Source organism: Kushneria sp. EE4, assembly GCF_977968315.1.
Genome location: NZ_OZ386212.1, coordinates 2,657,795 through 2,673,191 on the forward strand (window position 1 = coordinate 2,657,795; position 15,397 = coordinate 2,673,191).

General features: G+C 56.1%; 13 protein-coding genes. 6 read left to right on the plus strand and 7 right to left on the minus strand.

What is annotated here, in order from left to right; genetic code table 11:
* The first annotated feature begins 11 nt into the window (after positions 1–11).
* Genes ACXMYO_RS12080 through ACXMYO_RS12095 form a run of 4 tightly spaced genes read left to right on the plus strand, consistent with a single transcriptional unit; the run spans position 12 to position 4,449 of the window.
* Complete coding sequence (locus tag ACXMYO_RS12080; RefSeq protein ID WP_457808907.1) at positions 12–1,562, plus strand: sugar ABC transporter ATP-binding protein; 1,551 nt, start codon at positions 12–14, stop codon at positions 1,560–1,562.
* On the plus strand, positions 1,559–2,548 hold the full coding sequence (locus ACXMYO_RS12085; RefSeq protein WP_457808908.1) for an ABC transporter permease: 990 nt from the start codon (positions 1,559–1,561) through the stop codon (positions 2,546–2,548). Before ACXMYO_RS12080 ends, ACXMYO_RS12085 begins: the two co-directional genes overlap by 4 nt.
* Before the next feature lie 45 nt (positions 2,549–2,593).
* Positions 2,594–3,685, plus strand: a complete 1,092-nt coding sequence (locus ACXMYO_RS12090; protein ID WP_457808909.1) for a zinc-binding dehydrogenase — start codon at positions 2,594–2,596, stop codon at positions 3,683–3,685.
* Positions 3,686–3,708: 23 nt separating this feature from the next.
* Positions 3,709–4,449, plus strand: coding sequence for an SDR family oxidoreductase (locus tag ACXMYO_RS12095; RefSeq protein ID WP_457808910.1), 741 nt, complete (start codon positions 3,709–3,711; stop codon positions 4,447–4,449).
* Between the two features lie 369 nt (positions 4,450–4,818).
* Here the strand turns inward: ACXMYO_RS12095 and ACXMYO_RS12100 are convergent, their stop codons facing one another.
* From ACXMYO_RS12100 to ACXMYO_RS12130, 7 genes are all read right to left on the minus strand, one after another.
* On the minus strand, positions 4,819–5,376 hold the full coding sequence (locus ACXMYO_RS12100; protein ID WP_457808911.1) for a potassium channel family protein: 558 nt from the start codon (positions 5,374–5,376) through the stop codon (positions 4,819–4,821).
* A 113-nt stretch (positions 5,377–5,489) separates the two neighbouring features.
* Positions 5,490–6,431, minus strand: coding sequence for a hypothetical protein (locus ACXMYO_RS12105; protein ID WP_457808912.1), 942 nt, complete (start codon positions 6,429–6,431; stop codon positions 5,490–5,492).
* A gap of 118 nt (positions 6,432–6,549) precedes the next feature.
* Positions 6,550–7,242 (minus strand): hypothetical protein, encoded by a 693-nt coding sequence (locus tag ACXMYO_RS12110; protein WP_457808913.1) that lies wholly within the window; start codon positions 7,240–7,242, stop codon positions 6,550–6,552.
* A 479-nt stretch (positions 7,243–7,721) separates the two neighbouring features.
* Positions 7,722–9,920, minus strand: a complete 2,199-nt coding sequence (locus tag ACXMYO_RS12115; RefSeq protein WP_457808914.1) for an OsmC domain/YcaO domain-containing protein — start codon at positions 9,918–9,920, stop codon at positions 7,722–7,724.
* A gap of 158 nt (positions 9,921–10,078) precedes the next feature.
* Positions 10,079–11,110, minus strand: a complete 1,032-nt coding sequence (locus ACXMYO_RS12120; RefSeq protein WP_457808915.1) for a hypothetical protein — start codon at positions 11,108–11,110, stop codon at positions 10,079–10,081.
* 200 nt (positions 11,111–11,310) lie between these two features.
* Positions 11,311–12,285 (minus strand): porphobilinogen synthase, encoded by a 975-nt coding sequence (hemB, locus tag ACXMYO_RS12125; RefSeq protein ID WP_457808916.1) that lies wholly within the window; start codon positions 12,283–12,285, stop codon positions 11,311–11,313.
* Between the two features lie 182 nt (positions 12,286–12,467).
* Positions 12,468–13,490: a LacI family DNA-binding transcriptional regulator gene (locus ACXMYO_RS12130; protein WP_457808917.1), complete on the minus strand. Its 1,023-nt coding sequence runs from the start codon at positions 13,488–13,490 to the stop codon at positions 12,468–12,470.
* Between the two features lie 211 nt (positions 13,491–13,701).
* Here ACXMYO_RS12130 and pyp point away from each other — a divergent pair, with 211 nt between their 5' ends.
* Complete coding sequence (gene pyp / locus ACXMYO_RS12135; RefSeq protein WP_438764994.1) at positions 13,702–14,079, plus strand: photoactive yellow protein; 378 nt, start codon at positions 13,702–13,704, stop codon at positions 14,077–14,079.
* Between the two features lie 33 nt (positions 14,080–14,112).
* The gene (locus tag ACXMYO_RS12140; RefSeq protein WP_457808918.1) at positions 14,113–15,345 is read left to right on the plus strand and encodes an AMP-binding protein; all 1,233 of its coding nucleotides are present in this window, start codon (positions 14,113–14,115) and stop codon (positions 15,343–15,345) included.
* The last annotated feature ends 52 nt before the right edge of the window (positions 15,346–15,397 follow it).

The following is a 15,397-nucleotide window of genomic DNA, read 5'->3' on the forward strand; positions in this document are numbered from 1 at the left end:
TGGAGGCTCCCATGGCCCTGCTTGCACTGGACAAGGTCAGCAAACGGTTTCCCGGCGTGCGCGCGCTGCATGAGGTCAGCCTGCAGGTCGAGGCCGGCGAGATTCACGCCCTGCTGGGCGAAAACGGCGCCGGCAAGTCGACCCTGATGAAAATTCTCTGCGGCATTCATCAGCCCGACAGCGGCGAGATCCTGCTCGACGGGCACAAACAGCACTTCTCGAGCTACCGCCGCGCCTGCGCCGCCGGGGTCGGCATTGTCTTTCAGGAGTTCAGCCTGATCCCGGGACTGTCCGTGGTGGACAACATCTTTCTGGGCCGCGAGCCGCGCAACGCCTTCGGGCTGATTCGCCACGGCGAGATGCTCAGACAGGCCAACGCGCTGTTTGAGCGCCTGGATATCGACATCGACCCGCAGATTCGTGTCCATCACCTGAGCGTGGCCGACCAGCAGTTCGTCGAGATCGCCAAGGCGCTGTCACTCGATGCCCGCGTGCTGGTGCTTGATGAGCCCACCGCCCCGCTCACGCCCACCGAGGTCGAGCGGCTCTTTGCCATCATGCGCCAGCTGCGTGATCAGGGCGTGGCGATGGTGTTCATCTCCCATCACATGGAAGAGATTTTCGAGATCTGCGACCGCGTCACCGTGCTGCGCGACGGCGAATACGTCGCCACGCTCGAGGTCGCCGATACCGATGCCGGCGCACTGGTCGAGATGATGGTCGGCCGACGGGTCGACAACATCTTCCCCGAGCGCCAGCCCGCCCCCGAGACAAGTGACGTCGTGCTCGAGGCGCAGATTCGCATGGCCGGACGCCAACATACCGACCACATCCGGCTGGGGCGCGGCGAGATTCTGGGCTTTGCCGGGCTGGTCGGCTCCGGGCGCAGCGAGATGGCACTGGCCATGATCGGTGCCCACCCGGTCGCCGAGCGGCGCATGCAGCTTGAGGGTCAGAACGTCACGCTCAAATCACCGGCCGATGCCCTTAAGCGCGGCATCGGGTTGTTGCCGGAAAACCGCAAGCAGCAGGGGCTGATTCTGCCCTTTACCTGCGCGGACAACATTGCGATCAACCATCTGTCACGCTTTCACACCGCCGCCGGGCTGATCAGCCGGCGCCGCGAGCGTGAGGCGGCCGAGACCCTGATGGACCGGGTGCGGGTCAAGGCGCCCGGCAGCGACACCGTGGTCGGCACGCTTTCCGGCGGCAACCAGCAGAAGGTGGTGATCGCCCGCTGGCTGGAGCGCGGCTGCCGGGTGCTGATCTTTGACGAGCCCACCCGCGGCATCGATGTCGGCGCCAAGTCCGAGATCTATGCGCTGATGAAAACGCTCACCGCCCAGGGCATTTCGATTGTCATGATCTCCTCGGAGCTGCCCGAGATTACCGGCCTGTGCGACCGGGTGCTGGTGTTCAACCACGGTCACGTGGTGGCCGAGCTGGCCGGTGACGCGATCGAGGCCGGCACCATCATGACCCACGCCACCCGCCAGATTTCCCTTGATAACCCCACGGGTACCACGGATGAACCGGTGGCCACCATGGAGCGCGCCTCATGACCACCCCGACCTCAACCTCAGCGATTAACCCCAAACCCCGGCGCCAGCGCCGCTCGCGGTGGTCACGGCTGGTGCATTCGCCGGTCTTCTTTCCGCTGATCGGGTTTATCGCCGTCTTTATCGTCATGGCGCTGGTCAATGACAACTTCCTGCTGCCCAACAACCTCACTAACGTCGCCCGCCAGGGGGCGATTATCGCCATCATCGCGGTGGGCATGAGCTTTGCCATCTTCACCGGCGGGATCGATCTCTCGGTGGGGCCGGTGATGGCGCTGTCCGGCACCATCATGGCGGGACTGATGGCCGGCGGCTGGCCGCCCACCGTGGCGGTCATCATGGGGCTGCTTTTGGGCATGGTCTTTGGCGCCTTCAACGGCGCCTGCGTGGCCTTTGCCCGCATGCCGCCGATCATCGTCACGCTGGCCACCATGGGCATCGCCCGCGGGCTGGGGCTGATCTACACCGGCGGCTACCCGATCTCCGGACTGCCGGCCGGCTTTTCGTTCTTTGGCCGTGGCGAGGTGGTGGGCATTCAGGTGCCGATTCTGATCATGCTGCTGGTCTATCTGGTCGCCTACATCGTGCTGCACCACACCTCCTTTGGCCGCTACGTCTACGCCATCGGCGGCAACGAGGAAGCCACCCGCCTGACCGGCATTCGCGTGCCGCGCTACAAGCTGCTGGTCTACACCATCAGCGGTCTGACCGCCGCGATTGCGGGCCTGGTCATCACTTCCCGCCTGATGAGCGGCCAGCCCAACGCCGGCACCGGTTTCGAGCTGGATGCCATTGCCGCCGTGGTGCTCGGCGGCGCGGCGATCGCCGGCGGGCGCGGGGCGATCCTCGGCACCCTGGTCGGCGCCATGCTGCTGGCGATTTTGAACAACGGCCTCAACCTGATGGGCGTGTCGCCCTACCTTCAGGATGTCGCCAAGGGGGCCATCATTTTGCTGGCCATCTATATCGGGCGCGGCCGCAATGCCTGAGCCCTGCTACCTGTTTTTAAACCTCGTTGCCACCGGAGTCCGACCATGAGCGATACCACGGCTACCCCCAACACCATGCAGGCGGTGGTGTGTCACGCCCCCAACGACTACCGACTGGAATCGGTCGCGCGCCCCACCGCCGGGCCGGGGGAAGTGATCCTGAAAATCGGCGCCTGCGGCATCTGCGCCAGCGACGTGAAGTGCCGTGGCGGCGCCGAGATGTTCTGGGGCGGCAACGGCCAGCCTGCCTGGGTGAAGGCACCGGTGGTGGCCGGTCACGAGTTCTTCGGTGAAGTGATCGAGATGGGCCCGGGTGCGGAGGAACACTTTGACGTGCGCGTGGGCGATCAGGCGATTGCCGAGCAGATCGTGCCGTGCGGCAAGTGCCGCTACTGCGACGGCGGCCACTACTGGATGTGCGAAGTGCACAATATTCTGGGCTTTCAGCATGAAGTGGCCGAAGGCGGCATGGCCGAGTACATGCGCATTCCCGCCAAGGCGCGCCTGCACCGCATCCCGGAGAGCCTGAACCTGGCCCAGTCCGCCTTTATCGAACCGCTGGCCTGCGGCATCCACGCGGTCAATCGCGGCGACATTCAGCTGGATGACACCGTGGTGATCGCCGGTGCCGGCCCGATCGGCCTGGCGATGGTGCAGGTCGCCCTGCTCAAGACGCCAAAGCAACTGATCGTCATCGACATGATCGATGAACGCCTTGAACTGGCCAAACGGTTTGGTGCCGACGTGGTGCTCAACCCCTCAAAGGATGACGTCAACGCCCGGGTGAAGGAACTCACCGGCGGCTACGGCTGCGATGTCTATATCGAGGCGACCGGTGCGCCCAGCGGCGTGCGTCAGGGGCTTGAGATCATCCGCAAGCTGGGGCGCTTTGTGGAGTTCAGTGTGTTCGGCAAGGAGACCACGGTGGACTGGTCGATCATTGGCGATCGCAAGGAACTCGACGTACGCGGCGCGCACCTCTCCCCGCACACCTTCCCGGTGGCGATCGATCTGATGGCGCGCGGGCTGGTCACTACCGACGGCATTGTCACCCATGAGCTGCCGCTGGCCGAGTTCGAGGAAGGTTTCCGCATGGCGACCGCCGCTGAATCCATCAAGGTACTGCTGGTACCGTAAGCGAGGCCACCATGAGCAAAACGATGACGACAACCCAATACGCCGGCCTGCGGGGCCGGCGCTATCTGGTTACCGGCGCGACCAGCGGCATCGGCCAGGCCGTAGCACTGGCCCTGCGCGAGCAGCACGCCGAAGTGGTTGCGCTGGGGCGCAACGTTGATGCGCTGGCGGCACTCGATGCCGCCGGCTGCACCACCTGCGCGCTGGAGCTGACCGACACCGAGGCACTCGAACACACCATCACCGAGCACGGCCCCTTCGACGGCCTGGTCAACAGCGCCGGCATTACCCACGTCGAGCCTGCCCTGACCCTGCCGGCCGAGGCGATCGATCAGGTGTTTCACACCAACGCCCGCGCCGCCGCCATGGCCGCGCGATGTGTGGCCCGCGGCATGATCGATGATAGCCGTAGCGGCAGCATCGTCAACGTCTCGAGTCAGGCATCATTAGTGGGGCTGGATGATCACCTGGCCTACAGTGCCTCCAAGGCGGCGATGGACGCCATCACCCGGTCACTGTGTCTGGAATGGGGCACCAACGAGATTCGGGTCAACAGCGTCAACCCGACCGTCACGCTCACGCCCATGGCGCAGAAGGTGTGGTCCGCACCGGAAAAGCGCGACCCGATGCTCGCGGCCATCCCGCTGCACCGCTTTGCGGAGCTTGCCGATGTGGTCGAACCGATCCTCTTTCTGCTCAGCGATGGGGCAGCGATGATCAGCGGGGTGTGTCTGCCGATCGATGGAGGGTATACGGCGAGGTAGGGTTTGGGTTGGTGCTGGGTGGGGCGTTATTCGTAATGGCTCCAGAGCCGGAGAACCTTCACCACTCGTTCTTCCTCAAGCACCTGGTACATCAACGTCCATGTCACCAGTCCAGCTCCCCATCGCACTCTTCGATGGGGGTGTCGATTCCATCGCGGATGGATTCACGCATGCCGGGTATGGACAGCAGCTAAAGCGTCTTCTGAATGGCAGACCAGTCTTCTTCTGACACTAGTACCGCTTTATCCCACTTATCCATAATGACAATCGATTAATGAAGTCTTTGGCTCCATCAATCAACCTATAAGTCTTGCTACGTTCTTTAGTTGAAACAACTTTAATTATGAAACATTTTTAAAGCACTCGATTTTAGTGATCCTGACTCGATTTCGAAAGAAACAGCCCTATCACAATAGCGAACATAAACATACCTGCTAACGTCTGAAAAGTTGCAAGTATTTTTGTCAAATCTGAAACTGGATATATATCTCCATACCCAAGTGTTGTCATAGTTATAAAGCTATAGTATATGCTGTCGACTCGACTTAAACACGCCACAGAAAAAACTCCCCATGACCAATAGACATAAGCCATAGAAAACCCAATCTCCAAATAATGTCCCAAGGCAAAAAATAAAGATCTACTGGGATCCCTAAGCCCTCGCTTGCCGACAGGAAAAACCACTTTCAAAAGGTAAATTGCTGAACCTAATTGAATTAACGCCACTATAAATCCAAGGAATAGATTGGTCGGCATCAAGAGGGCTGCCAATATCGAAAAAACAAATCTCGAAAATAAATATATTTCGGCCCAAATATAAAATTTTATTTTTCCTCCTGTAGCCCATTCACCAATTCTCGGTAGCAGCGTATTTGGAGTAAATGATGCGGCAACCGAAATGGCTTTCTTCGACTTATCGTAGAGCATGGGCCTTGACTCTCAATTTAACGCTTTAATAAGCGATAGTAATTATATCATCCAAGCTTAGAGAATAACGAGCAAAACGGGTACCTTTATATTTTCACACTCTTACTAGCCAGCTATGCCTGTAAATCTGTAATTATTGAAATATAGCCGTCATTATAACCCACCAAATCACCGCCATCTATAAACCCCTCCAAAAAAATAAAAACCTCCTCAATAGGGCTAGACCATTTTTGCTTTATATTTTTAACAAAAAACCCAAATTCATCGTCAGGGCATTTATACTCCACTGCGGGGCCATAAAGAAATAAAAATTTTAAACAATTAAGAACCTCTAAAAAATCGCTAATAAAAAAATGTGACCTTTCGAACATTAGATAAACTCTAGGAATTCCTTGATAGTGAGATTCTTCGAAATATACAAGCTTTTGATTACCATCTACTACCCCAACCCCAAAAACGCAAAACTCGTTTTTTTTACCCCAAAAATTTTCGCTCCTGAATTTATTACCATAATTACCTTCTACCTCACCAAAAAGCCCTACAGAACGCCCTAAAGCATCTTCCAGCACCAAACACAAATCCGAATATCCAATAAGATCCGACAAAGATCCCTTCATTTCCTTATAAGGAAACACCTCCGTAAAAAAACTTGACAACTTATAACTAAGTCGAGAGTCACTGCCAGAAATATAAAAAGAGTAATTGTCCAAATATTTTCTAAAACAAACCCCATACAAATTTTCAAGCCTTTCAATTAATTCAACAACAACATGTTCGCCAACCTTTTGGTTAAACAGACTGGCAAAAAAATATTGCACGCCCCAGTTACGTATATAATTTTCGACTTGATCAAAAAAATTTGGAGGAAGATTCCCTCTTAGCAAGCTTAATGACCATAACGGATATTCTACAAACCTTATTGGTGAGTACTTCAAGTTCTTATGATTATCAAAGCATTTTAAAATGCTATAGAAATGTGTGGCCCAATAGGATTTTTGGCTTGGTATGACAATATGATTCAAAGGTGTTAATATGTTTCTGGTAGCACTTCTCATAATATTCTCATTATTCCTTCATTACCCTCGGGTCGGATGACGAAAACTTTAGACACATTAAAAATATAGAGTGCGAAAAACCAGCATCCTCCGCCACATATAAAAACTAATCTTTTGCCTACATTAAATCAAATCCGAGATTACAAAACTCATCTAAATAGTGCTGAACCCGCATTTTTCCGCCCACTTTTGCCTTCAGATGGGCTCCTACATTCTTCACAGAATTCACAGAGGTCTGAAGATGTTTGCTCACGCCAATTTTAGATAAAGAACCAACCTTTTCATTCATTTCCGAAAAAGAACCTTGGCTCTGATGCGCTATACAATTTCGGATAGATTTAGCAGCATCAATTATCTCCCTTCTTTCACTGGAAACTCTACGCACTTTATTGAGAAAAGATGGCGCTAACCAATCGGCACATCTTAACTCAAGCTTATCGAACGTCTTAAATGTTATATTCCAACCATCGGGGTCTATTAAATCCTTCAGATCTTCCATCCTTATATGCACTGGCGGGCTATACTTAATGTGGCCTACATCCCAAGATGAGTATTTTGCTTCAAGGGACTGTTTTATTGAGTTTTCACGTGCTTGGAAATATCGGCTAGAATCACGGTTTATTGCACCAATAATCCATGCAGAGAGAAAAGATTCGACTGCAACATACCCTCTATGAAAAACCACCTCAGAGATCAAAGATTGATTTTTAGAGCTTTCAGAAACTTTCATCGAGTCTTTCAAGAAAACTTCAAGCTCACTTATTTCATCCCGAAAATCTTGACATATATCGGCGGGGTTAGTTTTTCTCACTCTTTCCTCTCTCGTAAATTATCAGATGGTAAGCTAGCTTTATTTTTCAAATTGCTAAGCAAAGTTATTAGCATCAGAATATATTTAATACGAATTAACTTTGGTGCAGCATCCTATGGCTAAGCAGATGGCCACGAAAGAGCGATAAAGCATATGCTAGCCATCTAGGCTTTGAACGCCCATACATTCATTTATCGGGATGTGATCATGCAGCTTTAGTAAATATCGGAAATTTTCATACGCAAATCGCCTGAATCGACCGGTTGCCAGTAGCGCTACCCCACAATGAGATCATGCGCAAGCCGGATCGGTGGCCAGATTCGGTGCACCTGATGGCGTTTATTGAAGCCTTGGCGGATCGATCAAGTTAGATAGGGCTCGATACTTTGAGAAGCCGTTAGGCCAGATTAATAAAAATGACTAAAGACAAAAACGCCCACTCGAAAGTGGGCGCTTTACACAACATGATGACGCGGTAATCAGCGTCCGGCGTTGGCCGCCCGCCAGGCATGAAGCTTCTGGTAGCTGGTGATCAGACGCTGGTGCCGGTCGATACCTTCGAGGTTCATGTTGGTCTCGGTGAGGCCATAAAAGCGCACGTCGCCGTTGACCGAGCCGACCGCGGCGAGAATCTTCTCCTCGCCGAACATCCGTGAAAGATTCTTGTAGTAGTCGTCGAACTCGAGCTCATCATCCAGCGCGATCTCGAGCACCGCGGTGAGCGCCTGATAGAACAGGCCGCGGTCGCGGGTGTTGTCGTTGAACTGCAAAAACATCTGCGTGCGATCCAGCGCATCCTCGTACTGCCCCAGTGCCAGACTGATCAACAGCTTCAGCTCGGCAATCGTCAGTTCCGACCAGACAGTGTTGTCGTCAAACTCGATGCCGATCAGCGTGACGATCTTCATCTGCTCGTCGAGCTCGCTCTCTTCCAGCCGGTCAAGTAGATCGGCGAGTTGATCCTCCTCCAGCGCGTGTAGATTGAGGATGTCCTCACGGTAGTTGAGCGCCATGTTGGTGTTGTCCCACACCAGATCATCCACCGGATAGACCTCGGAGTAGCCCGGCACCAGAATGCGGCACACCGGCGCGCCGAGATCCTCATGGTGGGTCACGTAGGCCTCATGGCCGTCCTCTGCCAGAATCCCGAACAGCCGCTCGGCTTCCTCGCTCGTCGCGCCGGAGAAGTCCCAGTCGCAGAACGCGACGTCCGCGCGCGCGCTGAAAAAGCGCCAGGAGACCACGCCGGAGGAGTCGATGAAATGCTCGACGAAGTTGTTCGGCTCCGTCACCGCCTGAGAATTGAAGGTCGGCTGGGGCAGATCGTCCATGCCTTCAAAGCTGCGACCCTGCAAAAGCTCGGTGAGGCTGCGCTCGATCGCGACCTGCAGGCTCGGATGCGCGCCAAACGAGGCGAACACGCCGCCGGTGCGCGGGTTCATCAGCGTCACACACGCCACCGGGTAGCGCCCGCCCAGTGAGGCATCCTTCACCAGTACCGGGAAGCCCTGGGCTTCGAGCGCGTCGATGCCGGCCTTGATGTCGGGGTAGCGCGCCAGCACCTCCTCGGGCACATCCGGCAGGGCGATCTCCTGCTCGATGATCCGGCGCTTCACCGCCCGCTCGAAGATTTCCGACAGGCACTGCACCTGGGCCTCAAACAGCGTGTTGCCCGCGCTCATGCCGTTACTGAGATAGAGATTCTCGATCAGGTTCGAGGGGAACCAGACCGTCTCGCCGTCCGAGTGGCGGGTGAACGGCAGCGCGACGATGCCGCGATCACGACGCCCGGAGTTGGTGTCGATCAGGTGCGAGGCGCGCAGCTCACCGTCCGGATCGAAGATCGCCCGGCAGTGGTCATCCAGCACACCTTCCGGCAGGGCATCGTCTTCGCCCGGCTGGAACCAGCGCTCGCTGGGGTAATGGACGAAATCACTGCCGGCGATCTCGGTGCCGAAGAACTGATCGTTGTAGAAGAAGTTGCAGGACAACCGCTCGATGAACTCGCCCAGCGCCGAGCACAGCGCCGCTTCCTTGGTCGCCCCCTTGCCGTTGGTGAAGCACATGGGGGATGCCGCATCGCGGATGTGCAGCGACCAGACGTTGGGCACGATGTTGCGCCAGGAGGCGATCTCGATCTTCATGCCCAGGCGCTCGAGAATGCCGGTCATGTTGGCAATGGTCTGCTCCAGCGGCAGGTCCTTGCCCTCGATCCAGGTGCTCTGTCCTTCGCCATTCTCACCAGCCGTGCCGCCCATCAGCAGCGCCTGGGCGTCCTCGTCGATGTTATCGACCACCTCGATCTGGAACTCGGGGTTGTTCTGGATCACCCGCTTGACCGAGCAGCGCTCGATCGAGCGCAGAATGCCGGTGCGGTCCTTCTCGGAGATGTCGTCCGGCAGCTCGACCTGAATGCGGAAAATCTGGTTGTAGCGGTTGTCCGGGTCGACGATGTTGTTCTGGGACAGCCGGATGTTCTCAGTCGGGATCTCGCGGGCGTTGCAGTACACGCGCACGAAATAGGCCGCGCACAGCACGGTAGAGGCCAGAAAGTAATCGAACGGCCCGGGCGCGGAGCCATCGCCCTTGTAGCGAATCGGCTGGTCGGTGATGACGGTAAAGTCATCGAACTTCGCCTCCTGACGGAGGTTGTCGAGATAGTTGACCTTGATTTCCATGAGGCAGAACCGGATTGGTGGCGGGTGTCGCGCGAGGCGAATTGCCCGCCATTATCCGGATTTGGGGAGGGTGTGTCTTGGGTAAGGCAATGATTGCTTAATACGCCATGTCAAAGATATAAAACACGAAAATTTTTATAGAGTTGTAACCCACTCATTTAAAGCTCTTGCCTTTTATCTTTATATTCGAGCATCGAAGTGTCATATACAGGCTTGCTTAGCTCCAAATTCGATACTACTTGCTTTATATCTTTCTCTTCAATGCGCTCAAGAAAAATATCCCACAGTCTATGTCGAGTTTCCAAGTCCAAAACCCCATCCATACCTATTTGATCATTACCAAATAACATCGCATAACCAACAAGCAGGTAACGCATTTTTACTCTTCTTAGACTTGGGAATTTATTCCACACATCCCCAGGAGAATAAAACTGAGCTTTAGTGGTCAACGTTAGAAGCCCATTATTAGCATATTCTCTAAAAACGGCTTCAAATTCGTGATCAACCAGTTTTCCATCTATCTCTTTGGCAATTACCTCTATCTCATTAAGAAAAGAAAGAATTTGCACAACACTATAATTATCGATCCCTTTTTCTTGACGTATTTTTAAAGAAAGATAGAGATCATCATCCTTAATAAAGGCAGGATACAATGAGTGATAGATAGCTTCCCAATGTTTATCTATATTGAATACGGTTTGATTCGCTCTCAAGCTAGACGAAAGGCCGAAAGGTACCATTGACCTTGAAATCCTTGGCCCCCATTTTACTCTCCTTCTTAAACTTGATCCCATCTCAACCTTTTTATCTTTTTCGACATCGTAATAAACCACCAACCCCTTATTTTCTATATATGCCTCTCCAATGACTATACCTACGCTCAGCGACCCCTCTCCGACAGTTATCACCCAATCATCTTCTTTTATAGCAAAGATGAAATTTTTTATTTGATTAAAACTCGCTGACTCTGTTCGTTTGCTGGACTTCTTTTCTTTGCACTTTTTAGAAACTTTATCTTTTAACCAACCCTCTTCTGGAGCAAAAATTTCACAGTCTTCTACTGCAACCCCCAAATCATTTAAATGACCTAATGCCATAAGATCATTTTTAACAAAGTGATCGTAATAGCGCCCACCTTCCGCCCTTACCACCCAGTATCTTCTTCCGTCAGGAACTTCATATATTTTCATAACATCCATTGCTCGACTGAAATAAAATTTTTAATGATTTGCCATAGCCGTAAAACAGAGCGCCCACCAAAATACAAATATCATATTTTAGACATGATTAAAAAAACAATCTCTTATACTGTAGTGCGCCAACAAACAGTGCCCATAAAAAACCGCGCCGAAGCGCGGTTCTGGTTTCAATCCTTCATCGCAGGCCATGCTTACAGCCCTTCTTCCAGCAGCTGCGGGGCGAAGTAGGTCATGATCAGATCGGCGCCGGCGCGACGCATGGAACCCAGCGTTTCACGTACCACGGCGGATTCGTCGATCACGCCCTGCGCCGCGGCGAACTTGATCATCGCGTACTCGCCGCTGACCTGGTACGCCACCAGCGGCAGCAGGCTGTTGCGGCGGATGTCGGCCATGATGTCCAGATACGCCAGCGCCGGCTTGACCATCAGGAAATCCGCGCCTTCGGCCTCATCGGCCAGCGACTCGCGCAGCGCCTCGCGGCGGTTCATCGGGTCCATCTGGTAGGTCTTGCGATCACCTTTCAACTCGGTGCCGGCGGCTTCACGAAACGGGCCGTAAAGCGCGGAGGCGAGCTTGGTGGAGTACGCCATGATGGGGATGTCTTCAAAACCCGCCTCATCCAGCGCTTCGCGAATCGCCGCGACCTGGCCGTCCTGCGCCGACGATGGTGCGATGATGTCGGCGCCGGCCTTCGCCGCCTGCACCGCCTGAATGCCGAGGTTCTTGATGGTCAGGTCATTGTCGACCGTGTTGCCTTTCAGGATGCCGCAGTGACCGTGGCTGGTGTACTCGCAGAAGCAGACGTCCGGAATGACCACCAGCTCCGGCGCGGCTTCCTTGATGATGCGCACCATGCGCGCCACCATGCCGTCTTCCTTCAGGGCGTCGCTGCCGGTCTCATCCTTGTGATGGGAAATGCCGAACGGCATGATGCTTCTCAGCCCAAGCGCGCTCAGGCGTCTGGCTTCCTCACCCAGTCTGCTTTCCGGGATACGGGACTGCCCTGGCATGCCCTCGATGGGCGTGTACTCGTCGGTGTCTTCTTCAACGAAGATCGGATAGACCAGGTGTTCTGCCTTGAGCGAGGTCTCCCGCACGATGTCGCGAAGGGCGTCGCTTGAGCGCAGGCGACGAAGACGGGCCTGGGGAAACTGGGCCGGCATGGGCTCTCCTTGAGATGGGGTCTCGATATCAATGATGGGCCAGGTATAGCGCCGCCCGGGGAGTGGGTCAAAAGGGCATTTGGTCACCCCTCGACGCCATGATGTCTCCATGATAAAGCGCCGCCGGGGTCGAGGGCGAAGAAACCGTTCGGACAGCCTGCCCGGGGCGGCGCCCTTCCCTGTCACGTCACCAGCTCGCCGCGCACGGTCAGCGTACATATCTCTGCCTGTGGGTCGCGCATCTGCACCAGTAGCTGCTCGAGTGCCTGAGCGCCGGCGCGGTAGCCGTCGTGCACCACACACGGCACGGTGATATCGAAAATCTCCAGATAGGGCAGCCGGTCAATGCCGACCACGCAGGTCTGCTCACGCGCGATACCGGCTTCCCGCAGCGCCTTGAGCGCCCCCAGAGTGATCAGCTGATTGAGCCCGAAAATCGCCCGCGGTACGCCGTGGCGGCCGAGATAGTCGCGCATCTGCGTCACGGCCGGTGCCAGGGTGTAGTCCCCCCACAGCACATCAATGGTGACCTCGCCGGCCTGAGCACCCAAGGCTTCCCGCACGCCCTCAAGGCGCTCACACGTGATGCGCGAGTGCTCGGGACCGGCCACCACCAGCAGGCGATCCCGCTCGGTGCGACGCTGGGCTGTCAACGCCTTCTCCAGCAGATACTGCGCCACGCGCTCGCCGGCCCAGAGATTGTCCAGCACCACCGCGCTGAAGCCACTGTCGTGAAGCGTGCGATCCAGCTGAACCACGGCGATATCGCTGGCCTTGAGTCGGGCCAGATAGTCGGGCTGATAGTCGGGCTCATCGGAGACCGGCGAGAGAATCAGCCCGGCGGCCTGATAGCTCAACAGCGTGTCGATGGCGGTGGACTCAAGCCGGGGGTCGCCGTCGGTATCAAAGAGCATGATGGCGTAGTCATGCTGCTTGGCGTGGCGCGAGATCGCCTTGATCATCTCGGCGTAGAAGGGGTTATCCAGGCTTGCCGTCACCACCCCGATCAGGCGGCTGTCGCTGCGTTTGAGACCGCGGGCAAAAGCGTTGGGCACGTAGCCAAGCTCGAGTGCGGCCTGTTCGATGCGCTCGCGCGTGGCCGGCTTGACCATCTCGGGTTTGTTGAGTGCACGCGAGACCGTGATATTGGTCATCCCGACATGACGGGCGATATCGGCAATGGTGACTTTCCTGCTGGCGGGCATGAGACTCGATCAATGTCCTTGGCGGATGAAGCCCCCAGAGTACTCCATGCCGGGGCCGGTTGCGTCAGCCATTACGCGTTCCCGACCGCGCGTTGCTGGCGGCATGTGATATCAGACAATGCCTTAACACGAGCAGCTCAAACGCCCTAAAGTTCGGCCACGACCGGTCGATAGTCTTTCCCTTTATTCATGGAAGAATACGGAGAACGACATGGAAATGGTCAAATTTGGTGCCCACGATATCGAAAACACGCTGGCCGGCATGTCCGATGCGCAGATCAACGATCTCGCCTTCGGCGCCATTCAGCTGGATGCCAGCGGCAGGGTACTTCAGTACAACGCCGCCGAGGGAGAAATCACCGGCCGTTCGCCGGAGCGCGTGATCGGGCACAACTTCTTTCGCGACGTGGCGCCCTGTACCAACCGGCCCGAGTTTCGTGGCCGCTTCGATGAGGGGGTCAAAAACGGCAATCTCAGCGCCATTTTCGAGTACACCTTTGACTACGAAATGGCGCCGACGCGCGTCAAGGTGCACATGAAAAAGGCTCTGACCGGCGAGAGCTACTGGGTCTTCGTCAAACGCGTCTGATGCCTGTTTTTTCCCTGTAACGCAGGAGCGCTCATGGACACCTTTACCCTGTCTCCCCCGGCCGTGCTGACGATGCTTGTCGCGTTGATCGATGAGGAGCTGAAAACGCTGCGTCGCGAGACGGCCTTTGTGCGGCGCCACGACGAATGGCATGCCGGTACGCCCCTTCAGCATGGTGAAGACAGCGCGGAAGCGGCCATCGGCGTGGACTCGATGGAGCTGTTGAGTCTGGCCACCACCGTCAGTAACGTCTTTCGCCTGCATGAAAGCGGTCTGGATGACTATCTTCTGCGTCATCGCACGCTGGGCGGCTGGGTAAAGGTGATTACCGCCATTCGCGCCGAGGGCACGCGCGATCTGGCCTTTTACACCTCCGGCAGCACCGCCGCACCGCAGCGCTGCATGCACCGCTGGCAGACACTGACCGCCGAGTGCGACCATTTCAGAACGCTTCTGGCCACCCTCATCGAGGGAGGTATTGAGCGTGTGATCGTTCCGGCACTGCCCCATCACATCTATGGTTTTCTGTTTGGCATCATGCTGCCCGAACGCGCCGGGCTCGAAGCCGTGCACGGCCATCAGGCACTGGCGATGATACAGAGCCGGCGCCTCAAATCCGGCGACCTGATCGTCGGCTACCCCTTTATCTGGCAGCTGCTGGCCCGCCAGGAGGCCGGCTTTCCGGCCGGCGTCATCGGCCTGACCTCGACCGGCCCCTGCGAGGCAGCCGTATTGGAGACCCTGAAGGCGCAGGGCCTTGCCCACATCGTGGAAATTCATGGTGCCACTGAAACCGGCGGCATCGGCGTGCGCTGCTCATCGCAGGCGCCCTATGCCCTGCTGCCACGCTGGCAGCGCGGCGATGACGCTCACCGGCTCATCGATCGTGACACGCAGGCGGTGGCAACGCTTGCCGATCATCTCCAGTGGGAGGATGAGCGCCACTACTATCCATGCGGGCGCATCGACGGGGTCGTTCAGATTGGCGGCATCAACGTTCAGCCGCAGCAGGTCGCACGGCTTCTGGAAACTCATCCGGGCGTCAGGTGCGCGCTGGTACGACCGATGACAGGTGAGGAAGGAGATCGCCTCAAGGCCTTTGTCGTGCCGGCACACAACACCGACCCTTCTGCACTGACCGAGACCCTGCATGACTGGTGCCGAACGCAGCTGATGACGCCGGCCGTCCCCGCGGCGTTCACCCTTGGCGACCGGCTGCCGATGAGCGCCATGGGCAAGGCCGCTGACTGGACGCTTGCCGGATAACCCCTTCGATTCGAATACCACGGTCTGCACTGTCCGGGGGAAGTGACACGGG

Coding starts and splice junctions, on each gene's coding strand:
- ACXMYO_RS12080 (WP_457808907.1), top strand. CDS start 12: ATGGCCCTGCTTGCACTGGACAAGGTCAGCAAACGGTTTCCCGGCGTG.
- ACXMYO_RS12085 (WP_457808908.1), top strand. CDS start 1,559: ATGACCACCCCGACCTCAACCTCAGCGATTAACCCCAAACCCCGGCGC.
- ACXMYO_RS12090 (WP_457808909.1), top strand. CDS start 2,594: ATGAGCGATACCACGGCTACCCCCAACACCATGCAGGCGGTGGTGTGT.
- ACXMYO_RS12095 (WP_457808910.1), top strand. CDS start 3,709: ATGACGACAACCCAATACGCCGGCCTGCGGGGCCGGCGCTATCTGGTT.
- ACXMYO_RS12100 (WP_457808911.1), bottom strand. CDS start 5,376: ATGCTCTACGATAAGTCGAAGAAAGCCATTTCGGTTGCCGCATCATTT.
- ACXMYO_RS12105 (WP_457808912.1), bottom strand. CDS start 6,431: ATGAGAAGTGCTACCAGAAACATATTAACACCTTTGAATCATATTGTC.
- ACXMYO_RS12115 (WP_457808914.1), bottom strand. CDS start 9,920: ATGGAAATCAAGGTCAACTATCTCGACAACCTCCGTCAGGAGGCGAAG.
- ACXMYO_RS12120 (WP_457808915.1), bottom strand. CDS start 11,110: ATGAAAATATATGAAGTTCCTGACGGAAGAAGATACTGGGTGGTAAGG.
- hemB (WP_457808916.1), bottom strand. CDS start 12,285: ATGCCGGCCCAGTTTCCCCAGGCCCGTCTTCGTCGCCTGCGCTCAAGC.
- ACXMYO_RS12130 (WP_457808917.1), bottom strand. CDS start 13,490: ATGCCCGCCAGCAGGAAAGTCACCATTGCCGATATCGCCCGTCATGTC.
- pyp (WP_438764994.1), top strand. CDS start 13,702: ATGGAAATGGTCAAATTTGGTGCCCACGATATCGAAAACACGCTGGCC.
- ACXMYO_RS12140 (WP_457808918.1), top strand. CDS start 14,113: ATGGACACCTTTACCCTGTCTCCCCCGGCCGTGCTGACGATGCTTGTC.